Origin of the sequence: Streptomyces sp. NPDC050674 (assembly GCF_040654575.1) — a bacterium.
Classification (GTDB): domain Bacteria; phylum Actinomycetota; class Actinomycetes; order Streptomycetales; family Streptomycetaceae; genus Streptomyces.
In genome coordinates this window covers 225152-249032 of record NZ_JBFAIG010000011.1, presented here as the reverse complement: position 1 = coordinate 249032, position 23881 = coordinate 225152, and the positions used below count along the sequence as shown (strand labels likewise).

Genomic DNA, 23881 nt, shown 5'->3' with positions numbered 1-23881 from the left:
GCCCCACAGGACGATGCCTGTGGGGCACGGCGCGTTCGGCGGGAGGGACCTCAGCCCTTCGTGGCCCGGGTCGTCTTCTTCGCGGCTGCCTTGGTGGTCTTGGCGGCCGTCTTCTTGGCGGCCGTGCCGTCGACCGTCCTGGTGGCGGTCTTGCGGGCCGAGGCCGTCTTGGCCGCGACCGTCTTGCGGGCCGCCGTCTTGCGGGGCGCCTTCACCGAGGACGCGTCGCTGACGCGGTCGGCGCCGAGGATCTCCCGCAGGAACTTGCCGGTGTGGCTGGCCGGGACCCCCGCCACCTGCTCGGGTGTGCCCTCGGCCACGACCAGGCCGCCGCCGGCGCCGCCTTCGGGGCCCATGTCGACGATCCAGTCGGCGGTCTTGATCACGTCGAGGTTGTGCTCGATGACGATGACCGTGTTGCCCTTGTCGACCAGTCCGGACAGGACCGTCAGCAGCTTGCTGATGTCCTCGAAGTGCAGACCGGTGGTCGGCTCGTCGAGGACGTAGACCGTGCGGCCGGTGGAGCGCTTCTGCAGTTCGCTGGCGAGCTTGACGCGCTGCGCTTCGCCGCCGGACAGGGTGGTCGCGGCCTGACCGAGCCGGACGTAGCCGAGGCCGACGTCCTTCAGGGTCTTCATGTGGCGGGAGATCGCGGGGACCGCCTCGAAGAACTCCGTGGCCTCCTCGATCGGCATGTTCAGGACGTCGGCGATGGACTTGCCCTTGTAGTGGACCTCCAGGGTCTCCCGGTTGTACCGGGCGCCGTGGCAGACCTCGCACGGGACGTAGACGTCCGGGAGGAAGTTCATCTCGATCTTGATGGTGCCGTCGCCCGCGCAGTTCTCGCAGCGGCCGCCCTTGACGTTGAAGGAGAAGCGGCCGGGCAGGTAGCCGCGGACCTTCGCCTCGGTGGTCTCGGCGAACAGCTTGCGGATGTGGTCGAAGACGCCGGTGTACGTGGCCGGGTTGGAGCGCGGGGTGCGGCCGATGGGTGACTGGTCGACGTGGACGACCTTGTCGACGAGGTCGTCGCCCTCCACGCGCGTGTGCCGCCCGGGCACGCTCCTCGCGCCGTTCAGCTCGCGGGCCAGGTGCGTGTACAGGATGTCGTTGACCAGGGTCGACTTGCCGGAGCCGGACACACCGGTGACGGCGGTGAAGACGCCCAGGGGGAACGAGACGTCGATGTCCTGGAGGTTGTTCTCCCGGGCGCCGTGCACCGTGAGCTGCCGGGACGGGTCCAGCGGGCGCCGGATGTCGGGCAGCGGGATGGCCTTCCTGCCGGACAGGTACTGGCCGGTCTGCGACTCGGTGTTGGCGAGCAGCTCCTTGAGGGAGCCGCTGTGCACGACGTTGCCGCCGTGCTCGCCGGCGCCGGGGCCGATGTCGACGACCCAGTCGGCGACCTTGATGGTGTCCTCGTCGTGCTCGACCACGATGAGCGTGTTGCCCATGTCGCGCAGCCGGACCAGGGTCTCGATCAGCCGGTGGTTGTCGCGCTGGTGCAGGCCGATGGACGGCTCGTCGAGGACGTACAGGACGCCGACGAGGCCGGAGCCGATCTGGGTGGCCAGCCGGATGCGCTGGGCCTCGCCTCCGGACAGGGTGCCGGCCGCGCGGTTGAGCGAGAGGTAGTCCAGGCCGACGTCGACCAGGAACCGCAGCCGCTCGTTGACCTCCTTCAGCACCCGCTCGGCGATCTTCTTGTCGCGGGCGGTGAGCTTCAGCTCGCCCAGGAAGTCCGCGCAGTCGCTGATCGACATCGCGGAGACCTCGGCGATGGACTTGCCCATGATCGTGACCGCGAGGACGATCGGCTTCAGGCGCGTGCCCTCACAGGTCGGGCAGGGCACCTCGCGCATGTAGCCCTCGAAGCGCTCGCGGCTGGAGTCGCTCTCGGCCTCGCTGTGCCGGCGCTTGACGAAGGGGACGGCACCCTCGAAGGCCGTGGTGTAGCGGCGCTCACGGCCGTAGCGGTTGCGGTAGCGCACCTCGACCTGGGTCTTGTGGCCGTGCAGCAGGGCCTTCTTGGCGCGCTGCGGCAGACCCGCGAAGGGGATGTCCGTGCGGAAGCCCAGCGCGTCGGCGAGGGCGCCGATGAGACGGGCGAAGTAGTCCTTGGTGTGACCGTGCGACCAGGGGTGGATGGCGCCTTCGTCGAGGCTCTTGTCGGGGTCCGGGACGATGAGCTCCGGGTCGACCTCCATGCGGGTGCCGATGCCGGTGCAGTCCGGGCAGGCGCCGAAGGGCGAGTTGAAGGAGAAGGAGCGGGGCTCCAGCTCCTCGAAGGACAGGTCGTCGTACGGGCAGTACAGGTGCTCCGAGAACATGCGCTCGCGCTCGGGGTCGTCCTCGGGGAGGTCGACGAAGTCGAGCACGACCATGCCGCCGGACAGGCCGAGGGCGGTCTCGACGGAGTCGGTGAGGCGGCGCTTGGCGCCGTCCTTGACCGTGAGGCGGTCGACGACCACCTCGATGGTGTGCTTCTCCTGCTTCTTCAGCGTGGGCGGGTTCGACAGCTGCACCGTCTCGCCGTCCACCCGCGCGCGGGAGTAGCCCTTGGTCTGGAGGTCGGCGAAGAGATCGACGAACTCGCCCTTGCGCTCGCGCACCAGCGGCGACAGCACCTGGAAGCGGCTGCCCTCGGGCAGCTCCAGGACCCGGTCCACGATGGCCTGCGGCGACTGGCGCGAGATCGGGCGGTGGCACTGGGGGCAGTGCGGCTTGCCGATGCGGGCGAAGAGCAGCCGCAGGTAGTCGTAGACCTCGGTGATGGTGCCGACCGTGGAGCGCGGGTTGCGCGAGGTCGACTTCTGGTCGATGGAGACGGCCGGGGACAGGCCCTCGATGAAGTCGACGTCTGGCTTGTCCATCTGGCCGAGGAACTGCCGGGCGTAGGAGGAGAGGGATTCGACGTAGCGCCGCTGTCCCTCCGCGAAGATGGTGTCGAAGGCCAGCGAGGACTTGCCCGACCCCGACAGGCCCGTGAAGACGATGAGCGAGTCGCGCGGGAGGTCGAGCGAGACGTTCTTGAGGTTGTGCTCGCGCGCTCCACGGACGATGAGACGGTCGGCCACGCCGGTCCGCACCTTTCTTGAGAGAAGTGACAGGGGCGAGGCCCCCGTCTTTCCCAGACTAGGGGGAGCCACTGACAACGCCGGTCGGATTCACGGGTTGCCAACAAACCCCGGCTCTCCAGCATGCCCGACGCCACGTCCGACCATATAGCACGTGCTTTCGATTTACGGCACCGCTTCACCACCTTCACCCGAAGGAGTGGCGGAGCTAGGGTCAGGACCATGATTGATCACGCTCATGACCTGGCGTCTGTACGTGACGCGACGGACCGGCTGCTGACCGCAGTCGGCAAACTGGACAACGCCGCTGTGACCCACCCGTCACGGCTGCCCGGCTGGAGCCGCGGCCATGTCCTGGCCCATCTCGCCCGCAACGCGGACGCCCTCGTGAACGTCCTCCAGGGCCGCGCCATGTACGTCTCCGGGGAGGCCCGGGACGCCGACATCGAGCGGGACGCCCCACGCGGGCTCGACGTCCAGCTCGCCGACCTGCGCGAGAGTGCGGCCCGCTTCCAGTCCACGGGGGACGCACCGGCGGACTGGTCGCGCACGGTGGAGCTGCGCAACGGGGTCACCGACTCCGCTTCCCGGGTGCCGTTCCGGCGGTGGGTCGAGGTGGAGCTGCACCACGTGGACCTGGGGATCGGGTACGAGCTGGAGGATCTTCCGGCGGAGTTCACGCAGCGGGAGATCGCCTTCCTCGCCGACCGGTTCGCCGGGCACCCGGACGTGCCGCCCACGCGCCTCACGGACGGCACGCGCGCGTGGAGCACGGGACGCGACGCCCAGGACGGTCCGGAGGTGACGGTCACGGGCTCCCCCGCGGACCTGCTGGGCTGGCTCGCCGGCCGCCGCACCGGGTCCGCGCTGAGAGCGGACGGCGGCCCGCTCCCCGCCCTGCCCCCGCTGTAGGGCCGCCCCCGGCCGCGGGACCGGGGCCGCCGCCCCGCTATAGGCTGGCGGACATGACGTACAGCGGAGAGGTGAAGGTCGGCGGGCCGGCCGATGTGCACGAGCTCAAGGACCTGATGATCACCAAGATCGCGGTGGGTCCGATGAACAACAACGCCTATCTGCTGCGCTGCCGGGCCACCGACGAGCAGTCGCTCATCGACGCCGCGAACGAGGCGGAGACGCTCCTCGGCATGATCGGCGGTGACGGCATCGCGTCCGTCGTCACGACTCACCGCCACGGCGACCACTGGCAGGCGCTCGCCGAGGTCGTGGCGGCCACCGGCGCCCGCACCCACGCCGGCCGGCACGACGCCGACGGCATCCCCGTACGGACCGACGTGCTGGTCGACGACGGCGACACCATCCGGGTGGGGCGCGTGGAACTCACCGCGCGCCACCTGGTCGGGCACACGCCCGGCTCCATCGCCCTCGTCTACGACGACCCGCACGGGCATCCCCATGTGTTCACCGGGGACTGCCTGTTCCCGGGCGGTGTGGGCAACACCCACAAGGACCCGAAGGCGTTCGCCAGTCTCATCCACGACGTCGAGACCAAGATCTTCGACGCCCTCCCGGACGAGACCTGGGTCTACCCGGGGCACGGCGACGACACGTCCCTGGGCGCGGAGCGCCCGCACCTTCCGGAGTGGCACGCGCGCGGGTGGTGAAATCCGCGCCGCGGTGGGCGAGTTCTCGCGCGGGCGTGCAGCGTGGGGGCGCGGGCGTGCACGCGTGGAGTGGTGAGCCGCGCACGCGCCCCGTGTGAACCGTTCACACACACCGGTGTCGCTCGTGCGCTCCCCTCCTGCTTTGTTGCGCAGTCAACTGGTCTCAGCCCCGCGCAGGTTGACGGCTCCTGGGCGGATGGGCCGCCGGCCTGCCGATCCCCGCCCTCGGCCGGCGGCCCCGGCACCACGGCGAAGGCGGCGGCCCCGGCACACGCCGCCGAAGACGGCGGCTCGGCACACGGCGAGGACGGCGGCTGTCGCGGTCCGTTCACATGATCGCAACACCCGTTCCCACTATCCGGACAAGTGTTGCCGTGACCTCGACAAACGAGACCGTCGGCTGTCAATCTCCCGCCATGCACCCTGCCCCGCGCGCCCTGCGCCACGCTGCCGCCGCCGTCGTTCTCCTCGCCGCCGCCGTGGGCTGCGCCCCGCAGCCGGAGGAGTCGGGCGGATCCCCGGCGTCGACCGGAAGCGCCTGCGCCAAGGGCGCGTTGGCGACCCGGACCTCCGGCAAGCTGACCATCGCCACGGACCAGCCCGCCTACGAGCCCTGGTTCAAGGACGACGATCCCGCCAACGGCAAGGGCTTCGAGTCGGCGGTCGCCTACGCCGTCGCCGAACGGCTCGGCTATGGCAAGGACAAGGTCACCTGGCAGACCGTCCCCTTCAACAAGGCCTTCGCGCCCGGTGAGAAGACCTTCGACTTCGACATCAACCAGGTGTCCGTCAGCCAGGAACGCAAGAAGGCCGTGGACTTCTCCTCCGGCTACTACGACGTGCGCCAGGCCGTCGTGGCGCTGAAGGGCTCCAAGGCGGCGAAGGCGAAGAGCATCGCGGATCTCAAGGGCGTGCGACTGGGCGCGCAGGTCGGCACCACCAGCCTCGACTACATCGACGACGTGGTCCGGCCGACGCGGGCCCCCGCCGCGTACGGCAAGAACGACCAGGCCAAGTCCGCTCTGAAGAACGGCCAGATCGACGCCATCGTCGTGGACCTGCCGACCGCGTTCTACATCACCGGGGCCGAGGTCACCGACGCGACGATCGTCGGGCAGTTCGAGAACCAGGGCGGCACGCCGGAGCAGTTCGGTCTCGTGCTCGACAAGGGCAGCGCGCTCACCTCCTGCGTCTCGCGGGCCGTGGACGCGCTGCGCGAGGACGGCACGCTCGCGAAGATCGAGCAGCGGTGGCTGTCGGACGCCGTCGACGCGCCGGTGCTCAAGTGACGGTCGACAAGACGGAGACCGGCTCCGGCGAGCACCAGGCCACGGACGGCTATGTCCCGTCGCGGCGGCGCCTGGAGCGGGAGCGCCACAAACGCACCCGGGCCCGGCGCGCGACGGCGCTCGGCGCGCTCTCGACCCTCGTCACCGCGGTCGTCCTCTACGTGGTCGTCGTCAGCGCCCCGGGATGGCCGCGCACCAAGGAGACCTTCTTCGACGGGGCGTACGCGCGCGAGGCGTTGCCGAAGGTCCTCGAAGGGCTGTGGCTGAATGTCCGGCTGCTGCTGGTGTGCGGGGCCGCGGTGCTCGTCCTCGGCATGCTGATCGCCGTCGCGCGTACGCTGCGCGGTCCGGTGTTCTTCCCGCTGCGCTTCCTGGCCGCCGCGTACACGGACTTCTTCCGGGGGCTGCCGCTCATCATCAACCTGATGATCGTGGTCTTCGGCGTCCCGGCGCTGCGGCTCCAGGGGGTGAGCGTCGACCCGGTGCTGCTCGGCGGCACCGCGCTCACCCTGACGTACTCGGCCTATGTCGCCGAGGTGTTCCGCGCCGGGATCGAGTCCGTGCATCCCTCGCAGCGCGCGGCGGCCCGTTCGCTGGGACTGAGCAACCGGCAGGCACTGCGGTACGTGGTGCTGCCCCAGGCGGTGCGCCGCCAGGTGCCGCCGCTGCTGAACGACCTGGTGTCCCTGCAGAAGGACACCGGGCTCGTCTCGATCGGCGGTGCGGTGGACGCCGTGCGGGCCGCGGACATCATCGTGGGCCGCAGCCTCAACTACACCCCGTACATCGTCGCGGGTCTGGTCTTCGTCGCGCTGACCATCCCCATGACCCGCTTCACGGACTGGGTGACGGCCCGGATGGACCGCCGGCAGGCCCAGGGAGGAGCCATATGAGCCAGACGCCCGTGCTGCGCATGGAGTCCGTCCGCAAGACGTTCGGTGACGCGGTCGTCCTGCGGGACGTCGACCTGGAGGTCGCCCCGCACACCGTCACCGCGCTGATCGGTGCCTCCGGCTCCGGCAAGTCCACGCTGCTGCGGTGCGCGAACCTGCTGGAGGAGATCGACGACGGGGCGATCTGGCTGGACGACGAGGAGATCACCGACCCGCGCGCCGACCATGACGCCGTGCGCCGCCGGATCGGCGTGGTCTTCCAGGCCTACAACCTGTTCCCGCACATGACCGTCCTGGAGAACATCACGCTCGCTCCGCGCCGGGTGCACGGGGTGCCCCGCGCCGAGGCCGAGGCACGCGCGCGTGAGCTGCTGGAGCGGCTGGGGCTCGGCGGGAAGGCGGACGCGTACCCGGACCGGCTGAGCGGCGGCCAGCAGCAGCGCGTCGCGATCGTCCGCGCCCTGGCCGTGCGCCCCCGGCTGCTCCTGCTCGACGAGATCACCGCCGCCCTCGATCCCGAACTGGTGGGCGAGGTGCTCACCGTCGTCCGCGGCCTCAAGGACGAGGGCATGACCATGGTGCTGGCCACGCACGAGATGAGCTTCGCGCGGGAGGTCGCCGACCAGGTGTGCTTCCTGGAGGGCGGCGTGGTGCTGGAGCGCGGCACCGCCGCGCAGGTCTTCGAGGATCCGCGGCAGGAGCGCACGCGGCGGTTCCTGCGGCGGATCGTGGAGGCGGGGCGGCTCTAGGCAGCCCGGCGGCGGTAAGGGGCGCTCACCTTGGTCGGCGGGACTTACTCCGCCGGACTCGGCCGGACTCCTCCGACTCGGCCGGGTACCGCCTAGGCGTCCGCCTGTGCCGCCCCGGTCAGCGCCACCACACGCTCCACGCCGAAGACGTACCCCTGCACGCCGCAGCCCGCGATGACCCCGTCGGCGCGCAGCGAGACGTAGGAGTGGTGCCGGAAGGACTCGCGCTGATGGATGTTGGAGATGTGGACCTCCAGCACCGGCAGGCCGTCACAGGCGTTGAGGGCGTCCAGGATGGCGACGGAGGTGTGCGAGTAGGCCCCCGGATTGATCACGATGCCGCAGTGGTGGAGCCGCGCCTCGTGGATCCAGTCGACCAGCTCGCCCTCGTGGTTGGACTGGCGGAAGTCCACCGTGCCGCCGTGCGCGGCCGCCGCCTTGGCGCACAGGGCCTCCACGTCGGCGAGGGTGTCGGAGCCGTAGATCTCCGGCTGGCGCTGGCCGAGCAGGTTCAGGTTGGGCCCGTTGAGGATCATGATCGGGGCGTTGGCCAGGGTGCGGGGCACGGTTCCTCCGGTCCGTTCGGGGTCGGACGGCCCGTGACGGACCGCCGCTCCCAGCCGGTTTATCACGGTGTGACGGCGGCCCGCCGGGCCTGGCATCCCGGCATGACGAGCCCTGCCCATCGCGTCGATCGGCGGCGACGACCAGATCACCGTCCCCGTCGTACCTGGACCGGGAGTTGATACGGGCGAACCCGCAGTCGTTCTTCGGGATGAGCGACAACACCAACTTGCTCGCTGGGCCGACCCGGCGATCTTCCTCGCCGAGCCGGTGACCCGCCCCGGCAACGGCTGGACACGGGGAACCGTGCGCGTCGACGGGCCGGCCCGGCGCATCACGGTCACGTACTGAGGGCCCCGAAGCCCTCCACGCGCCCCCGTAACCGGCGATCACGGTGGGTAGTTGACGCGGCATGCACGACGTACGCACCGTAAGGGCACCCTCCATGCCGCGCCTCGCGGCCGCCTCCCTCGCCGGCACCGCCATCGAGTTCTACGACTTCTTCGTCTACGGGACCGCGGCAGCCCTGATCCTGGGGCCGCTGTTCTTCCCGACCTTCTCCCCGGTGGCCGGGACGCTGGCCGCCTTCGCCACCTTCGGGGTGGGCTTCGTGGCCCGGCCGCTCGGATCGGTGCTGTTCGGGCACATCGGGGACCGGCGCGGGCGGCGGCCGGTTCTCGTCGCCTCCCTGCTGCTGACCGGGGCCTCCACGGTCGCGGTCGGCTGCGTGCCGACGTACGAGACGATCGGTGTGGCCGCTCCCCTGCTGCTCCTGGTGCTGCGCTTCCTCCAGGGGCTGGGGCTGGGCGGGGAATGGGGCGGGGCGGTGCTGCTGGCCGTGGAGCACGCGCCCGCCGAACGGCGCGTCCTGTGGTCGAGCTTCCCGCAGGTCGGGCCCGCGGTGGGGTTCCTGCTCGCCAACGGTGTCGTCCTGGGGCTGTCCTCGGCGCTGACGGAGGCGCAGTTCGCCGCGTGGGGGTGGCGGGTGCCGTTCTGGGCGGCGGGGGTCCTGGCCGTCGCGGGGTTGTGGCTGCGGTCGTCGCTCGCCGAGAGCCCCAGCTTCCTGGAGATCGACGACCACGCGCGCGTGCCCCTCGCCGAGGTCGTCCGCCGCCACTGGCGGCTCCTCCTGCTGACCGGCGGAGGGCTCGCGATCGGCTACGCGCTCTTCTACGCCGTGACGACCTGGTCCCTCGCCTACGGCACGGAGCGGCTCGGTGTGAGCCGCGGCGTCATGCTGACCTGCATCATGGGCGCGGTGCTGGTGAAGGGCGCGCTCACCCCTGTGATGGCCCTGCTCGGGGACCGGTACGGCCGTCGGCCGCTGTGCCTGATCGGGTGCGCTGCCGCCGCCCTGTGGATGTTCCCGATGGTCGCGCTCCTGGCCACGGGGGCGCCGCTGCCGATGTTCCTGGGTTTCCTCGGGGCGATGCTGGCGTTCATCACGATGTTCGCCGTGATCGCCGCGTATCTGCCGGAGCTGTACGAGCCGCGGGTGCGCTGCACCGGCGCCGCCGTCGGCTACAACCTCGGCGGGGTCGTGGGAGGCGCGCTCACCCCGATCGTGGCGACGGCCCTGGCCGAGCAGGGCGGGCGGGTGCCGTGGGGGGTGGCCGCGTATCTGACCGTGATCGCCCTGTTCAGCCTCGGCTGCTTCGCGATGCTGCCGGAGACGCGTCCGGCACGGGCGGGGACGGCGGCGGAGGCGGCTGCGGGGTGAGCCGGGCGCGGGTCTCGTGGTCGGTGACGAGTTGAAGGCCGGTCTCGTCGCCGGTCGGTGGTGCCGGTGGTGCGTGGCGGGTGTGCGTAAACGCTTGCGTGAGCGTTTGCGCGGCACCTACGGGTTGATCGCCAGCTCCAGGTAGGCCGCGAACAGCACCAGGTGGACGCCGCCCTGAAGCGGTGTGGCCCGGCCGGGCACCACGGTCAGCGAGGCCACCACCACGGTCAGGGCGAGCAGCACCATGTGCGTGGCGCCGAGACCGAGGACGAGCGGGCCGGAGAGCCAGAGGGAGGCGAGCGCGACGGCGGGGATGGTCAGGCCGATGCTGGCCATGGCGGAGCCGAGGGCGAGGTTCAGGCTGGTCTGCACCCGGTCGCGGCGGGCGGAGCGCAGCGCGGCGATGGTCTCCGGCAGCAGCACCAGCAGCGCGATGATCACACCGACGACCGCGTGGTGGAGCCCGGCGGCCTCCACTCCGGACTCGATGGTCGGCGAGACGCCTTTGGCCAGACCGACCACGCCGATCAGGGCGAGGCCCAGCAGGGCCAGGCTGGCCCGGGCGGTGAGGACGGTCGGCGCCTCGGCGTGCTCCTCGGTGGTGATCACCTCGCCGTGCCGTGTGATCGGCAGGAAGTAGTCCCGGTGCCGCACGGTCTGTGTGGTGACGAACAGGCCGTACAGGATCAGCGAGGACAGCGCCGCGAAGGTCAACTGGACGGTCGAGAACTCCGGTCCGGGCTTGCTCGTGGTGAACGTCGGCAGGACCAGGCTGAGCGTGGCCAGCGTCGCGACGGTGGCGAGCGCGGCGCCGGTGCCCTCCGGGTTGAAGACGGCTGTGCGGTGCCGCAGCGAGGCGACCAGAAGACACAGGCCGACGATGCCGTTGCACGTGATCATCACGGCCGCGAAGACCGTGTCCCGGGCCAGGGTCGAGCTTTTGTCCCCGCCGTCGGCCATCAGGGTGACGATGAGGGCGACCTCGATGATCGTGACGGCGACGGCGAGCACGAGGGAGCCGAACGGCTCCCCCACGCGATGGGCCACCACTTCCGCGTGGTGCACGGCGGCCAGCACGGCCCCGGCGAGGACCAGGGTCACCAGCGCGACGACCCAGACGGGCAGATCCCGTCCCCAGGTCAGGGCCAGCAGTACGACCGCCAGCAGGGGCACCAGGGTCGTCCACTGTGCCGCGAGCCGCATGTGCCGAGCGATCATGCAGCGATCGTCGCAGAGGTGAGGGGGCCCCGCACTCCGGTCGTGCCGGGCCCCACGGTGCCGCCGGTCGGGCTACTTGAGATCACGTGCGTCCAGGACGTCGCAGTTGGTGTACACCCGCTCGCCGATGCTCAGCTCGTTCAGCCGCTCCGCCAGCCTGGTCGTCTCGGGGTTGTCGCTGTTGCGCATGGCCTCTTCGAACGACTCGAACTCGATCAGCGCGAGATAGCGGTTGGGCTTGTCCCGGTCCTGCAGCAGCGTGCTGCGGGTGGGGCCGCCCTCGCGGTCGGCGTTGCGCTGCCCCGCCTCTTCGAGGATCTGCCGCATCTCGTCCAAGCGCTCGGTCTCGAACTCGATGATCTGCACGAACTTCATGGCACCTCCAGCCGGCCTCGGCGCCCCCGGGCCGGGAAGCGCGCTCAGGAAACAAGCAAGCACCGGGACCGGCGGTCGGCAATTCGCCGGCCACCGGTCCCGGTGCGGGGTTGTTCCTTCGCCCGACGCGGTCAGACGTCGATGCTGTCCTTCGCGGTGCCTCCGCTCTTGCCCTGCGCCGCCTCGGCCGCCGCCTGCTTCTTGGACGCGCGCAGGCTGGTGATCGTGGTGACGATCAGAACGGCACAGATCACGCCGAGAGAGACCGGAATGCTGATCTCGGGGACGTGGACGCCCGACTCGTGCAGCGCGTGCAGCACCAGCTTGACGCCGATGAAGCCGAGGATGATCGACAGGCCGTAGCTGAGGTGGACCAGCTTCTTCAGCAGACCGCCGATGAGGAAGTACAGCTGGCGCAGACCCATCAGGGCGAACGCGTTGGCCGTGAAGACGATGTACGGGTCCTGCGTCAGGCCGAAGATCGCGGGGATGGAGTCCAGGGCGAACAGGACGTCGGTGGTGCCGATCGCGAGCATCACGACCAGCATCGGGGTCATGACCCGCTTGCCGTTCTCCTGGATCCACAGCTTGGTGCCGTGGTAGCGGTCCGCCACGCCGAAGCGGCGCTCGGCGGCCTTGAGCAGCTTGTTCTCTTCCCAGTCCTCGTCCTCCTCGTCGGCCCGGGCCTCCTGGATGAGCTTCCAGGCGGTCCAGATGAGGAAGGCACCGAAGATGTAGAAGACCCAGGAGAAGCTGGCGAGGATCGCCGCGCCGGCGGCGATGAAGATCGCTCGCAGGACCAGGGCGATGAGGACACCGACCAGCAGCACCCGCTGCTGGTACTGCGTCGGCACCGCGAACTTCGCCATGATCAGGACGAAGACGAAGAGGTTGTCGACGCTGAGCGATTTCTCGGTGATGAAGCCGGCGAAGAACTCACCTGCGGGCTGCCCCCCGGCGAACAGGAGCAGGCCGAACCCGAAGAGGGCGGCCAGCACGATCCAGACGATCGTCCAGATCCCGGCTTCCTTGATCGACACGTCGTGCGGCTTGCGGCCGATGAAGAAGTCGACCGCGATGAGGGCGGCAAGGCCCACGATCGTCAGGACCCATAGGGTCATGGAAACATCCACTGCGCCTCCGGCAGTCGTAACGGCAAATGTCAGCGTCGTCGCTGCCGGAGGTCTCTTCCACCCAAGATGGGCCGACGCCCCGGGATCTGGCCTGATCCGTATTGACGGGTACGCCGCAGCAGACAGGGAGTACTCCCCTCCGTGCCGTCAACAGTACCCCAATTGCCAAGAACAGGTAAAGGGCTTGGCAAAAGAAAGACCAAATCCGCTGGTCGGGGGCTTTACATGAACTTGGTGCGGGCGGCCGCGACCTGCGCCAGCACCTGCTGGAGGACCTGGCTGCCGGGCGGCGGGAGCGACGGCTCGTAGGTCCACGCGTGCCCGACCCACGGGTCGGCGAGGTGATCGTCGGCCACCGGTGTCAGTCGCAGCAGCGAACGCCACAGCGGGTCGAGCAGAGGCCCGTACGCGGACGATTCCTCCCGGTCGGCCACCATCATCAGGTGGACGCCGACGTCGGGACCCTCGTCGGCGAGGTAGCGCAGCTGATTGACGGCCCGGTCGTCGAAACCGTGCGGAAAGTCGTTGACGATCAGAAGCTGCTGGGAGGTGTCGAAGCCGGGCGGCAGGGAGTCGGCGGCGCCGCCCCGGAGCGCCATCTGCACCAGGTCGACCCGCTGGGTGAGCCGGCCCAGTACCTCTGCCACCCCGGCGGCGCCGAGCGCGGGAGGGGCCGCGAGCACGCCGGCCCGCACCAGCGGCGCCAGCGGCTGCGCTCCGGAGCCGGCCGGGTCGATGACGTGGACGGTGAACTCGCCCGCCGGGTAGACGGCCAGCAGCCGGGCCGCGTGCGCGACCGCCGTCTCCATGGCGAGACGGCTCATGGCGTGGGAGTCGGTGAACGAACCGTCGGACGCTCCGGCTGGTCCGCTGTCGATCCACAGGCCGCGCTCCAGCGGCAGCCGGACCAGCATCGGGATGCGGATCCCGTCGGCCTCGGGGAGATGGAGGTCGCCCAGGCGCAGGGCCATCGGGATCTCCATCGGCACCCGGTAGGCGTGCCAGACGGGGTTGTCCCAGCGGGCGTAGGCCGGTGGGAGGGCCGGTTCCACGACGTCGGCCTCGGCGGCGAGCTGGGCGAGGTCCCGGTCGAGGGCCTCCCGGGCCTGCGCGACGAGCCGGGCGTGCCGCGCCCGGGCCTCCTCGCGGGCGGCGTCGCCCTGCCCGCCGATCCGGCTGCGCGGGTCGGCCAGGACCTGCTCCAGCTCCTTGTCCATGCGCGACTCGGCGAAGTCGACGGCGCTGCGGTAGGCGGCGGTGGTGCGGGCGAGGTCCTCGAACATGCCCCACACCTGGTTGTAGAGCCGCTCCTCCATGGACCAGCCGGTCGCGTCACCCGCGACGGGCTGTGCGGGCTGTCCGGGTGCGGCCGGGGGCGCGGTAGGCGCGGGCGGGGGTGGAGCGGTGGTCTGGCGGCGCGGGTGGCTGTAGTCGATGGGGCCGCCGGCTGTCGGCGCGGACGGCTGGGGGACGGCGTGCGGGTCGGTCGCGCCGCCGGGGTACGACGGCTGCTGCGGGGCGGGCTGCCCCGGGCCGCCGGGCGTCTGCCCGCCGCCGTACGGCGACGTCGGTGGTACGGGGCCGGGCTGGGGCGCCGCGCCGCCCTGGTCGGGCCCGAGGGCGGGAGCCGCAGCCTGGCGGGAGCGGTCGCCGTCCGCCGTGCGCGGCGGGGGCGCCTGCACGGAACGGGCCACTCCCTGTGCGACCGCCTCGTTGATGCTCCCGGCGAGCTCATGGGCCTGTGGCAGCCCCTGATCGGTGAGGAGTTCGGCGAGACCGCCCGCGTAGCCCTGGCCGACGGCACGTACCTTCCAGGCGCCCTGCCGGCGGTAGAGCTCCAGGGCGACGACGGCCGACTCCGCCTCCAGGCCGGTGAGGGTGTAGCTGGCGACCTCGTCGCCGTCGAGACCGGTGACGGCGACGAAGGGCGCCGCCACCGCGCCGAAACGGAGCGGTCCCGTCCCCCCGGCGGGCAGAGCCAGCAGCACACTCACACGGTGGACGGCTTCCGGCACGGCGTCCAGGTCCACCGCGAGACGGTGGTCGGCGGCGGCCTGCCGGGAGACCTCGAGACCCGGCTGGGTGGGTGCGCCCGGGTGGGCCACCCACTCCACGCCGTGGATCCGGCCGTTCTCGTCGCCGAGCGCGGCCACGGCCACGATCGGCGTACCGGCCGAGATCCGGATCTCGAGACGGGACTGGGAGAGCGGGTGGTTCTGCCCCCGCACCAGCTCGGCCGTCATCGCCTTCGTCCCCCTGTGTCGTTGTGTGGTGTCGTGTGCCGCCCGCCGGGCCCGCCGGTGCGGGGCACGGGGTGCGTCAGAGCACCGGCAGGATGGCCGGCATCAGGTCCTGGAAGGTGCGGCCGTTGGCGGGGTTGCCGAGGGCCGTCATCGTCCAGCCCGGGCCCGAGCGGTGGACCTTGGCCATGATCTGAGCCGTGTACTGGCCGCCGCCGGCGAGCGTGTAGCGGGCGAGCTCCTGGCCGTTGGTCTCGTCGACGAGGCGGCAGAAGGCGTTCTGCACCTCCTGGAAGGTCTGGCCCGTGAAGGAGTTCACGGTGAAGACGATCTGGTCGATGTGGACCGGGACCCGCGCCAGGTCGACGAGGATCGCCTCGTCGTCGCCGCCCTGCCCGACACCGCCGACGAGGTTGTCACCGGTGTGGCGCACCGAGCCGTCGTCGCTCACCAGGTGGCGGAAGAAGACGACGTCGACCGGCTGCTTGTCCGCGAACAGGACGGCGGAGGCGTCGAGGTCGATCTCCCGCGTGCGCGAGCCGAACAGGCCCCGCCGGGGAGCCGCCTGCCAGCCGAGACCCATGCGAACCGCGGTCAGGCTGCCACCGTCGTTCTTCTGCAGACTGATGGCCTGACCCTTGGTCATGTTGACGGTCACGCGCTGATTCCCCTCTCGAACGTCCCCTGTTGCCGCGTGCTCGCGGTTGACCAGAACCCTACGCAGGGGCACTGACAGCGACGTACCCTCGTCCGCACTTTGTGTCGGTCTTGCAACACTGCGCGTACGCGGCACGCTGTCAGGACAGGCCCGCCTCCTTCATCTGGCGCAGTTCCTTCTTCATCTCGGAGACCTCGTCGCGAAGCCGGGCCGCGATCTCGAACTGGAGCTCCGCGGCGGCGGCCCGCATCCGCGCGGTCAGTTCCTCGATCTGCCCGGCCAGTTCGGCCGCGGGGCGGTCGGTCGGCACCGTCTCCTTCGCCTTGCCCTTGGCGGCCTTGGCCGTCCCGCCGGCCTTGCCGAGGGAGGGCACGGGCGCCTTGGTGCCGCCGCCGTCCTTCTTGGCCTTGCGGTAGCCCGAGCCGAGCAGTTGTTCGGTGTCGATGTCCTCGCGGGCGATCTGGGCGACGATGTCGTTGATCTTCTTGCGGAGCGGCTGGGGGTCGATGCCGCGCTCGGTGTTGTACGCGACCTGCTTCTCGCGGCGCCGGTTGGTCTCCTCGATGGCCTTCTCCATCGCCGGAGTGATCTTGTCGGCGTACATGTGGACCTGACCGGAGACGTTGCGCGCGGCGCGGCCGATGGTCTGGATCAGGGACGTCCCGGAGCGCAGGAAGCCCTCCTTGTCGGCGTCCAGGATCGCCACCAGGGAGACCTCGGGGAGGTCGAGGCCCTCGCGCAGGAGGTTGATGCCGACCAGCACGTCGTACTCACCGGCGCGCAGCTCACGCAGCAGTTCGACCCGGCGCAGGGTGTCGACGTCGCTGTGCAGGTAGCGCACCTGGATGCCCAGCTCCAGGAAGTAGTCGGTGAGGTCCTCGGCCATCTTCTTGGTGAGCGTGGTGACCAGGACGCGCTCGTCCTTCTCGGTGCGCTGCCGGATCTCGTGCACCAGGTCGTCGATCTGGCCCTCGGTGGGCTTGACGACGACCTCCGGGTCGATGAGGCCGGTGGGGCGGATGATCTGCTCGACGAAGCCGTCCGAGCGGGACATCTCGTAGGTGCCGGGGGTGGCCGACAGATAGACCGTCTGGCCGATGCGCTCCTGGAACTCCTCCCACTTCAGGGGGCGGTTGTCCAGGGCGGAGGGCAGCCGGAAGCCGTGGTCGACGAGGGTGCGCTTGCGTGAGGCGTCGCCCTCGTACATGGCGCCGATCTGCGGGACGGTGACGTGCGACTCGTCGATGACGAGCAGGAAGTCGTCCGGGAAGTAGTCCAGCAGGGTGTTGGGCGGGGAGCCGGGCGAGCGTCCGTCGAAGTGCATCGAGTAGTTCTCCACGCCGGAGCAGCTGCCGATCTGGCGCAGCATCTCGATGTCGTAGGTGGTGCGCATCCGCAGGCGCTGGGCCTCCAGCAGCTTGCCCTGCTTCTCCAGCTCCGTCAGGCGATCGGCCAGCTCCTTCTCGATGTCGTTGACGGCCCGCTCCAGGCGCTCGGGCCCCGCGACGTAGTGGGAGGCCGGGAAGACGTAGAGGTGCTCGTCGTCGCTGATGATCTCGCCGGTGAGCGGGTGCAGGGTGGACAGCGCCTCGATCTCGTCGCCGAACATCTCGATGCGGACGGCCAGCTCCTCGTAGACCGGGAAGATCTCGATGGTGTCGCCGCGGACGCGGAAGGTGCCGCGGGTGAAGGCCATGTCGTTGCGCGTGTACTGGATGTCCACGAAGCGGCGCAGCAGTTCGTCGCGGTCGATCTCCTCGCCGACGCGCAGGGGGACCATGCGGTCCACGTACTCCTGCGGGGTGCCGAGGCCGTAGATGCAGGAGACCGAGGCGACCACGACGACGTCGCGGCGGGTGAGCAGCGAGTTGGTCGCGGAGTGGCGCAGGCGCTCGACCTCCTCGTTGATCGAGGAGTCCTTCTCGATGTAGGTGTCCGACTGCGGGACGTAGGCCTCGGGCTGGTAGTAGTCGTAGTACGAGACGAAGTACTCGACGGCGTTGTTCGGGAGGAGCTCGCGGAACTCGTTCGCCAGCTGGGCGGCGAGCGTCTTGTTCGGCGCCATCACGAGCGTGGGGCGCTGGAGCTTCTCGATCATCCACGCGGTGGTGGCGGACTTGCCGGTGCCGGTCGCGCCGAGCAGCACGACGTCCTTCTCACCGGCCTCGATGCGCCGGGCGAGCTCGGCGATGGCCGTCGGCTGGTCGCCGCTCGGCTGGTAGGGGCTGACGACCTCGAAGGGCGCCACCGTGCGTTCGATCTTTGAAACGGGCCGCATGGCATCCACCGTACGACCCCGCACTGACAACGGGCTCTGATCAGCGGTTCTGCGGGGTGCGGGACTCCTGGTGCTCCGGGGTGCGGTGCGGGCGCAAGCGCAGGCGGTGGGCGGGGTGCCGGAGGTGGGTGTGGGCCGGTATGCCGGGTTTCTGCTCGACGGGGACGACGGTGGGCTTCCCCATGACCATCAGCGGGTCGAACATCACGACGACGCCCGCGAGGAGCAGGAAGGCGAGCGGACCGATCAGCATGGGGGCGAGAAGCGACGCGGGCGACTGCCCCGTGGCGGGTTCGGCCGCGCCGTGCACGTGGACGCTGAGGGCGGCCATGCCGGTGTAGTGCATGCCGCTGACGGCGAGCCCCATGACGAGGCTGGCGCCCACGCTCCAGAGGAAGCCCCTGACCTGGCCGGCGGCCCACAGGGCGGCGGTGGCCGCGGCCATGGCGATCGCGACGGAGATGCCGACGGTGACGGTGTTGTACTGGAGCTTCCCGTCCAGGCTCATGCTGGCCATGCCGAGGTAGTGCATCGAGGCGATGCCGAGTCCGGTGATGGTGCCGCCGGTGAACAGGGCCGTCCCACGCGCGCCCCGGTAGCCGACGATGAAGATCCCGATGCCCACCATGATGATCGCGACGGCGAGGCTGGCGTAGGTCATCGCCTTGTCGTAGTGGATCGGGACCCCCCGGACCGTGAACCCCATCATCGCGACGAAGTGCATGGTCCATATGCCGGAGCCGATGGCGGCGGAGCCGAGGGCGAGCCAGCCGGGGCGCCAGGACTGGGCGACCAGCATGGATCTCGTGGTGCAGCGCAGGCCCAGGGCACCGCCGAGGCAGGCCATGAAGTAGGCCACCAGGGGTGTGACCAGGCCGTAGCTGAAACCGTCGACCGTGCCCTGCATGCGTGGCTGCCCTTCCCGCCTTCGAACGTCCCGGAATGCCGGATGTGCGCCCCCTCCCAGGACCGCACGGGCGGTCAGGGTTGACGCAGAGAGTATGACCCCCACCGGAATGGTCGAACGACTTTCCGGCAAAGAAACACGGCCTTGCCGCAGTTGTGCGGTACCAGTGAGCGGAGTTGGGCCGGGTCCGTTCAACGTGTGGCCATCCCGCACCCCCCTTGCGTTGACCCTCTGCTGTCACAGTTGTGCTGTCTGTGATGTCGCCGATCGCTCGTCGCGAGGAGTACGCATGCACGCGCGCGCTGTTGCCGCCTCGACCACCGCACTCCTGGGGACCGCCGCCCTGCTGTTCCCCGCCTCCCCCGCGCAGGCAGCGGGCGGCGGCCCGTCCCCGCTGGTCATCGCGCACCGGGGCGCCTCCGCGTACGCGCCGGAGAACACGCTGGCCGCCGTGGACGCGGCGGCGGAGCTGGGGATCCGCTGGGTGGAGAACGACGTGCAGCGGACCAGGGACGGGGAGCTGGTCGTCATCCACGACGACAACCTGCGCCGCACCACCGACGCCGAGGAGGTCTTCCCCGGCCGGGCCCCCTGGAAGGTGAAGGACTTCACCGCCGCGGAGATCGCCCGCCTCGACGCGGGCAGCTGGTTCGACCCCGTCTACGCGGGCGCGCGCGTGCCGACGCTGGAGCAGTTCGTGCACCGCCTGGAGCGTCATCACCAGAAGCTCCTCCTGGAGATCAAGAACCCGGAGCTGTATCCGGGCATCGAGCGGCAGACGGTGAAGGTCCTCAGCAACGAGGGATGGCTCGACCGGCCGCATCGGGCGGGCCGGCTGATCGTGCAGAGCTTCAGCGCGGACAGCGTGCGGACGGTGCACGAGCTGAAGCCCGGTGTGAAGACCGCCCTGCTGGGGACGCCGCCGGTGTCGGACCTGCTCGACTGTGCGGAGTTCGTCGACCTGATCAACCCCTCGTACAGTTCGCTCAGCCCGGCCTACGTGTCTTCCGTACAGGCGTTCGACGGACCGCACGGCAGGCCGATGCGGGTCTTCGCCTGGACGGTCGACGACGCGAGGACGGCCCGGCGGGTCGCCGGGTTCGGGGTCGACGGGATCATCACGAACCGGCCTGACGTGGTGCGCGAGGCCTTGGACGACTGATCCGGCCCCGGGCCGGGCGGCGTTGTCAGTGGGTGGTCCTACTGTGGAGCGCATGGACAGCCAGGGGCAGGTCGAACCGCGCGTCGTGTGGGCGGTCGTGGAGAGCCGGATCGGGCCGTTGCTGCTGGCCGCGAGCCGGGACGGCCTGGTCAACGTCGTGTTCCACGCCACGGACGCGGTGCGGGACCGGGCGGTCGAGCGGCTGGCGTCACGGCTGGGCACCGAGCCCGTCGAGGCACCCGGCTCCCCGCTGCTGGCCGAGGCGATACGCCAGGTCGAGGCGTACTTCGCGGGTGAGCGACGCGACTTCGACCTGCCGCTGGACTGGTCGCTGATCTCCGGCTTCAACCGGGAGGTCCTGCGCGAACTGGCCTCGGGCGTCCCGTACGGCCAGGTCGTCGGATACGGCGATCTGGCCGGGCGGGTCGGTCAGCCGGGCGCCGCCCAGGCCGTGGGCATGGCGATGGGCGCCAATCCGCTGCCGGTGGTGGTGCCCTGTCACCGTGTCGTCGAGAGCGGTGGCGGCATCGGCGGTTTCGGGGGCGGCCTGGAGACCAAGCGCAGGCTGCTCGCCCTGGAGGGTGTCCTGCCCGAGCCGCTCTTCTGAGAGCGGGGCCCGGTCGTCAGTCGTAGTGCCGGGCCTCGAAGACGTTGCCGTCCGGGTCGCGGAAGTAGAAGCTTCGGGTGGCCTTGCCCTGGGCTCCGAAGGAGTCGTGGGAGAGGTCCGACATCGGTACGGAGCATTCTTCGAGGCGGCTGCGCAGGGCGTCGAAGCCGTCGCGGGACAGTGACAGACAGACGTGGTTGACCGGGTGGCCCGCGCTCTCGGCGGAGCCGGGCAGCATCGTCATGCGCCGCGCGTAGGTCAGCGGCATGAGGTCGACAATGGTCTCGCCGTTGACGCGCACGGACGGGAACGGTGCCTCGCCCGCCGCGAACTCCGTCAGCCTGACCGCTTCCATACCGACGGCCTTCTCGTAGAAGTCCGCGGCGGCGAGCGGGTCGCGCACCCAGAGGACGACATGGTCGAGACGTGGCGTGTGATCCGTCATGCACCCCAGGCTCGTGGCGACTCCGCTGGCCCGCAAGGGTTTGGTCGGGCGCGCCGCCCGCCAGAGATGAGGAAGACGACTGACCGACTGGCAGGAGGCGGGCGCGTGGTGCTGGTGGTGTCCGAAGAAGTGCGGGAGGCGATCGACGCGCGTCGGCCCGTCGTGGCTCTGGAGTCCACGATCATCGCCCATGGGCTGCCGCGGCCGCGCAACCTCCAGGTGGCGCTGGAGCTGGAGACGGCCGTACGGCAGGAGGGCGCGGTGCCCGCAACGATCGCCGTACTCGACGGGCGGCCCCACGTCGGCCTGGACAAGGAGCAGCTGGAACGGGTCGCGAACGAGGACGGGATCCGCAAGCTCGGCCACCGCGACCTGCCGCTCGCGCTGGCGTCCGGGGCGAACGGGGCCACCACGGTGTCGGCGACCGCGCTGCTCGCGGCGCTGGCGGGGGTACGGGTCTTCGCCACGGGCGGGCTCGGCGGGGTGCACCGGGAGTGGACGCTGACGCAGGACGAGTCGGCCGACCTGGGACTGCTGGCGCGTACCCGCGTCACCGTGGTGTGCGCCGGGGTGAAGTCGATCCTGGACGTTCCGGCGACCCTGCAACGGCTGGAGACCCTGGGGGTCGCCGTGGCCGGTTACGGCACCGGCAGGTTCCCCGGCTTCTACCTCTCCGACTCGGGGCATCCGGTGGACTGGACGCTGAAGACGCCGGAGCAGGTGGCGGACGTCATGCGGGCCCAGGACGCACTCGGCGGGCCGGAGTCCGCGCTGATCATCGCCAACCCCGTCCCGCAGGAGGAGCAGCTCGATCCGGAGCTGCACGCACGCGTGCTCGCGGACGCGCTGCACGCGTGTGAGGAGGAAGGGGTCTCCGGCCAGGCCGTCACACCGTTCCTGCTCGACTACCTGGTGCGGCACACCGACGGTGCCTCCCTGAGCGCCAACCTGGCGGCGGTGCGCGGCAACGTACGCCTGGCGGCCCGGATCGCGGCGGCCTGGAGCCGGGGGTGACGGTGACCGGCGGCGCGGGGCCCGCGGCGAGCCGGGCAGGGGCGAAGGGGGCCGGAGCGGGGGCTTCGCCAGGCGGGGCCGGGGCGGTGGGGGTGCCGTGGTGAGCCGCGCCGAGCCGGCGCAGGGCGGTGCGGGGCCGGGGGCCGGGCGTGGGCTGCTGGTCGTCGGGGACGTCATCACCGATGTCGTCGCACGGCACCGCGGGCCGCTCGCGGCCGGTACGGACACGTCCGCCTCCATCCGGACGGTGGCGGGCGGGGCGGGCGCGAACGTGGCCTGCTGGGCGGCCCGCCAGGGGGCGTCGGACGTGCGGCTGCTCGGGCGCGTGGGGGCGGACGCGGCGGCCTGGCACGAGCGGGAGCTGGTCGCCCAGGGCGTGCGTCCGCGGCTGGTGGTCGACCCGCTGGCGCCGACCGGCACGGTGATCTGCATGGTCGACGGGGGCGCGTCGGCGGAACGGACGTTCCTCACGGACAGCGGAGCGTCGCTGCGGCTCGAACCCGCCGACTGGTCGGACGCGCTGCTGGACGGTGTGGCCCGGCTGCACCTGTCGGGCTATCTCTTGTTCTCCGGGACGAGCCGGGCCCTGGTGAGGGTCGCGGTGGAGGCCGCACAGGCGCGGGGGGTGCCGGTGAGTCTGGATCCGGCATCGGCCGGCTTCCTCGCGGAGCTGGGCGCCGAGCGGTTCCTGGCGCTCGTGGAGGGGGTGGACGTCCTGCTGCCCAGCCGGGACGAGGCCCGGCTGCTGACGGGTCTCGCGGACGCGGCCGAGGCGGCGGCGGAGCTGAGCCTGCGCGTGCCGCTGGTCGTCGCCAAACAGGGCCACGAGGGCGCTGTCGTGGCCCGCTCGGGGAAGGTGCGCGCCCGGATTCCGGCCGTGCCGGCGACGCCACGGGACACGACCGGTGCCGGTGACGCCTTCACCGGCGCGTTCCTCGCCGCCCTGCTCGCGGGCGCGGGGCCGGAGGAGGCCTCGGCGGAGGGCTGCCGGGCGGGTGCGCGAGCGGTGGAGACGGTGGGCGGCAGGCCACTACCACCGCCTACTGCTTCCGCCCCCACGCCGAGATCATCGGGGCCGTCGTCAGATCGAGGACACCCGACGTGACGTTCACGAGGTGCCGGTCGATGTCCTGGTCCGTGGCGAGGCCCGCGGTGACGAGCTGGTCGCGGATCTGGCGGATCGTGGCGGACTCCAGGGCCGCGCAGGCCGGCGAGGAGAGGGGGAAGTAGGCGTCGGCGTGGACCCGGGTCAGTCCGGCCTCCCGGAGCAGCCGCGGCAGGGTGCGGCCGCTGGGGAGATCGGTCCCGCGGTCGGCGAGGAGGGTGCGGAAGCCCTGCCGCAGCCGGTTCGCGAGCTGCTGTTCGGGACCGTACTCGTCGGGGCAGAGCAGGGGTTGGAGGGAGGGGTCGGCGTCCTCGACGAGGAGGCGTCCGCCCGGGCGCAGGGACGCGACCATGGACCGCAACGCCCGTTCCCGGTCGGTCACGTGGACGAGGGCGAGGCGGGCGTGCACCAGGTCGAAGCCATCCCCTGGCGGCTCGTGCGTGCCGAGTTCGTGCCTGCGCACCTCGACGGGCGGCCGGGCGGCGGAAGCGAGCCGTGAGGTGTCGGTGTCGGTCGCCAGGACGCGCCCGGTCGGTCCGACCTTCTTGGCCAGCCAGGACACCACGGTGGTGCCGGCGCCGACCTCCCAGCACCGCCAGCCGGATCCGATCCCGAGCGCTTCGAGATGCCGGAACGTCGTGGGGTCGAAGAGGGTGGCGAAGGCGCTGAAGTGTTCGGCCGCCTCGGTTCGCCGGTGGTCGAGGAGGTACCCGTCGGTTCGCGTCATGCCACGATCATCCCAGTTGTCCGACTTATCCGTACTCGTCGACGCTCCGGCACCGAGAGGCGCGTCGCAGGCCGCCGTACGCCAGAACCGCCGGGCGC

Annotated in this window: 21 protein-coding genes and 1 pseudogene; 11 read left to right on the top strand and 11 right to left on the bottom strand. The window is 71.0% G+C overall.

All coding sequences use genetic code 11. From position 1 onward, the window contains the following. Positions 1–50 precede the first annotated feature (50 nt). Positions 51–3077 (bottom strand): excinuclease ABC subunit UvrA, encoded by a 3027-nt coding sequence (uvrA, locus tag AB0I06_RS20355; protein WP_363120215.1) that lies wholly within the window; start codon positions 3075–3077, stop codon positions 51–53. A 222-nt stretch (positions 3078–3299) separates the two neighbouring features. On the opposite strand from uvrA, the gene AB0I06_RS20350 reads away from it, so the two are divergent. The 5 genes from AB0I06_RS20350 (at position 3300) to AB0I06_RS20330 (ending at position 7630) form a co-directional block, all read left to right on the top strand. Then, the gene (locus tag AB0I06_RS20350; RefSeq protein WP_363120214.1) at positions 3300–3989 is read left to right on the top strand and encodes a maleylpyruvate isomerase family mycothiol-dependent enzyme; all 690 of its coding nucleotides are present in this window, start codon (positions 3300–3302) and stop codon (positions 3987–3989) included. A 53-nt stretch (positions 3990–4042) separates the two neighbouring features. Further along, complete coding sequence (locus AB0I06_RS20345; RefSeq protein WP_363120213.1) at positions 4043–4699, top strand: MBL fold metallo-hydrolase; 657 nt, start codon at positions 4043–4045, stop codon at positions 4697–4699. A 416-nt stretch (positions 4700–5115) separates the two neighbouring features. Beyond that, positions 5116–5988 (top strand): ABC transporter substrate-binding protein, encoded by an 873-nt coding sequence (locus AB0I06_RS20340; RefSeq protein WP_363120212.1) that lies wholly within the window; start codon positions 5116–5118, stop codon positions 5986–5988. Then, positions 5985–6881, top strand: a complete 897-nt coding sequence (locus AB0I06_RS20335) for an amino acid ABC transporter permease (RefSeq protein ID WP_363120211.1) — start codon at positions 5985–5987, stop codon at positions 6879–6881. Before AB0I06_RS20340 ends, AB0I06_RS20335 begins: the two co-directional genes overlap by 4 nt. Continuing rightward, complete coding sequence (locus AB0I06_RS20330; RefSeq protein WP_363120210.1) at positions 6878–7630, top strand: amino acid ABC transporter ATP-binding protein; 753 nt, start codon at positions 6878–6880, stop codon at positions 7628–7630. Before AB0I06_RS20335 ends, AB0I06_RS20330 begins: the two co-directional genes overlap by 4 nt. 92 nt (positions 7631–7722) lie before the next feature. Here AB0I06_RS20330 and aroQ read toward each other — a convergent pair whose 3' ends face one another. Beyond that, positions 7723–8196, bottom strand: a complete 474-nt coding sequence (aroQ, locus tag AB0I06_RS20325; protein ID WP_363120209.1) for a type II 3-dehydroquinate dehydratase — start codon at positions 8194–8196, stop codon at positions 7723–7725. 118 nt (positions 8197–8314) lie between these two features. Here aroQ and AB0I06_RS20320 point away from each other — a divergent pair. Both AB0I06_RS20320 and AB0I06_RS20315 read left to right on the top strand, forming a co-directional pair. Beyond that, positions 8315–8429: pseudogene (locus tag AB0I06_RS20320) on the top strand (LD-carboxypeptidase); the annotation flags it as partial. 210 nt (positions 8430–8639) lie between these two features. Further along, positions 8640–9914 (top strand): MFS transporter, encoded by a 1275-nt coding sequence (locus AB0I06_RS20315; protein ID WP_363120208.1) that lies wholly within the window; start codon positions 8640–8642, stop codon positions 9912–9914. 117 nt (positions 9915–10031) lie between these two features. On the opposite strand, the gene AB0I06_RS20310 is transcribed toward AB0I06_RS20315, so the two are convergent. From AB0I06_RS20310 to AB0I06_RS20280, 7 genes are all read right to left on the bottom strand, one after another. Beyond that, positions 10032–11132 (bottom strand): ionic transporter y4hA, encoded by a 1101-nt coding sequence (locus tag AB0I06_RS20310; RefSeq protein WP_363120207.1) that lies wholly within the window; start codon positions 11130–11132, stop codon positions 10032–10034. A gap of 72 nt (positions 11133–11204) precedes the next feature. Further along, a complete protein-coding gene (locus AB0I06_RS20305) occupies positions 11205–11507 on the bottom strand; it encodes a hypothetical protein (protein ID WP_363120206.1) in 303 nt (100 codons plus the stop codon). 131 nt (positions 11508–11638) lie between these two features. Then, positions 11639–12640, bottom strand: a complete 1002-nt coding sequence (locus tag AB0I06_RS20300; protein ID WP_363120205.1) for a TerC family protein — start codon at positions 12638–12640, stop codon at positions 11639–11641. Between the two features lie 221 nt (positions 12641–12861). After that, positions 12862–14883, bottom strand: coding sequence for a TerD family protein (locus AB0I06_RS20295; protein ID WP_363120204.1), 2022 nt, complete (start codon positions 14881–14883; stop codon positions 12862–12864). A 76-nt stretch (positions 14884–14959) separates the two neighbouring features. Next, the gene (locus tag AB0I06_RS20290; RefSeq protein ID WP_363120203.1) at positions 14960–15538 is read right to left on the bottom strand and encodes a TerD family protein; all 579 of its coding nucleotides are present in this window, start codon (positions 15536–15538) and stop codon (positions 14960–14962) included. Between the two features lie 139 nt (positions 15539–15677). Beyond that, positions 15678–17816 (bottom strand): excinuclease ABC subunit UvrB, encoded by a 2139-nt coding sequence (uvrB, locus tag AB0I06_RS20285; protein ID WP_363120202.1) that lies wholly within the window; start codon positions 17814–17816, stop codon positions 15678–15680. A gap of 40 nt (positions 17817–17856) precedes the next feature. Beyond that, positions 17857–18723 (bottom strand): MHYT domain-containing protein, encoded by an 867-nt coding sequence (locus AB0I06_RS20280; protein WP_363120201.1) that lies wholly within the window; start codon positions 18721–18723, stop codon positions 17857–17859. A 289-nt stretch (positions 18724–19012) separates the two neighbouring features. On the opposite strand from AB0I06_RS20280, the gene AB0I06_RS20275 reads away from it, so the two are divergent. Both AB0I06_RS20275 and AB0I06_RS20270 read left to right on the top strand, forming a co-directional pair. Then, on the top strand, positions 19013–19885 hold the full coding sequence (locus AB0I06_RS20275; protein ID WP_363120200.1) for a glycerophosphodiester phosphodiesterase family protein: 873 nt from the start codon (positions 19013–19015) through the stop codon (positions 19883–19885). A gap of 52 nt (positions 19886–19937) precedes the next feature. After that, positions 19938–20492 (top strand): methylated-DNA--[protein]-cysteine S-methyltransferase, encoded by a 555-nt coding sequence (locus AB0I06_RS20270; RefSeq protein ID WP_363120199.1) that lies wholly within the window; start codon positions 19938–19940, stop codon positions 20490–20492. A 16-nt stretch (positions 20493–20508) separates the two neighbouring features. Here AB0I06_RS20270 and AB0I06_RS20265 read toward each other — a convergent pair whose 3' ends face one another. Then, positions 20509–20937, bottom strand: coding sequence for a VOC family protein (locus AB0I06_RS20265; RefSeq protein ID WP_363120198.1), 429 nt, complete (start codon positions 20935–20937; stop codon positions 20509–20511). 105 nt (positions 20938–21042) lie between these two features. Here AB0I06_RS20265 and AB0I06_RS20260 point away from each other — a divergent pair, with 105 nt between their 5' ends. Both AB0I06_RS20260 and AB0I06_RS20255 read left to right on the top strand, forming a co-directional pair. Beyond that, on the top strand, positions 21043–21951 hold the full coding sequence (locus AB0I06_RS20260; protein WP_363120197.1) for a pseudouridine-5'-phosphate glycosidase: 909 nt from the start codon (positions 21043–21045) through the stop codon (positions 21949–21951). Positions 21952–22051: 100 nt separating this feature from the next. After that, positions 22052–23056 carry a sugar kinase gene (locus AB0I06_RS20255; protein WP_363120196.1) on the top strand — a complete coding sequence of 335 codons (1005 nt, stop codon included), beginning with the start codon at positions 22052–22054 and terminating at the stop codon, positions 23054–23056. Here AB0I06_RS20255 and AB0I06_RS20250 read toward each other — a convergent pair. Further along, positions 22992–23783, bottom strand: coding sequence for a methyltransferase domain-containing protein (locus AB0I06_RS20250; protein ID WP_363120195.1), 792 nt, complete (start codon positions 23781–23783; stop codon positions 22992–22994). The two genes, AB0I06_RS20255 and AB0I06_RS20250, sit on opposite strands and share 65 nt — an antisense overlap. Positions 23784–23881: the final 98 nt, after the last annotated feature.

Bases quoted from the DNA above. Each gene is read 5' to 3' on its own strand.
- AB0I06_RS20350 (WP_363120214.1), top strand. From the start codon at position 3,300: ATGATTGATCACGCTCATGACCTGGCGTCTGTACGTGACGCGACGGAC.
- AB0I06_RS20345 (WP_363120213.1), top strand. From the start codon at position 4,043: ATGACGTACAGCGGAGAGGTGAAGGTCGGCGGGCCGGCCGATGTGCAC.
- AB0I06_RS20340 (WP_363120212.1), top strand. From the start codon at position 5,116: ATGCACCCTGCCCCGCGCGCCCTGCGCCACGCTGCCGCCGCCGTCGTT.
- AB0I06_RS20330 (WP_363120210.1), top strand. From the start codon at position 6,878: ATGAGCCAGACGCCCGTGCTGCGCATGGAGTCCGTCCGCAAGACGTTC.
- AB0I06_RS20315 (WP_363120208.1), top strand. From the start codon at position 8,640: ATGCCGCGCCTCGCGGCCGCCTCCCTCGCCGGCACCGCCATCGAGTTC.
- AB0I06_RS20310 (WP_363120207.1), bottom strand. From the start codon at position 11,132: ATGATCGCTCGGCACATGCGGCTCGCGGCACAGTGGACGACCCTGGTG.
- AB0I06_RS20305 (WP_363120206.1), bottom strand. From the start codon at position 11,507: ATGAAGTTCGTGCAGATCATCGAGTTCGAGACCGAGCGCTTGGACGAG.
- AB0I06_RS20295 (WP_363120204.1), bottom strand. From the start codon at position 14,883: ATGACGGCCGAGCTGGTGCGGGGGCAGAACCACCCGCTCTCCCAGTCC.
- uvrB (WP_363120202.1), bottom strand. From the start codon at position 17,816: ATGCGGCCCGTTTCAAAGATCGAACGCACGGTGGCGCCCTTCGAGGTC.
- AB0I06_RS20280 (WP_363120201.1), bottom strand. From the start codon at position 18,723: ATGCAGGGCACGGTCGACGGTTTCAGCTACGGCCTGGTCACACCCCTG.
- AB0I06_RS20275 (WP_363120200.1), top strand. From the start codon at position 19,013: ATGCACGCGCGCGCTGTTGCCGCCTCGACCACCGCACTCCTGGGGACC.
- AB0I06_RS20270 (WP_363120199.1), top strand. From the start codon at position 19,938: ATGGACAGCCAGGGGCAGGTCGAACCGCGCGTCGTGTGGGCGGTCGTG.
- AB0I06_RS20265 (WP_363120198.1), bottom strand. From the start codon at position 20,937: ATGACGGATCACACGCCACGTCTCGACCATGTCGTCCTCTGGGTGCGC.
- AB0I06_RS20250 (WP_363120195.1), bottom strand. From the start codon at position 23,783: ATGACGCGAACCGACGGGTACCTCCTCGACCACCGGCGAACCGAGGCG.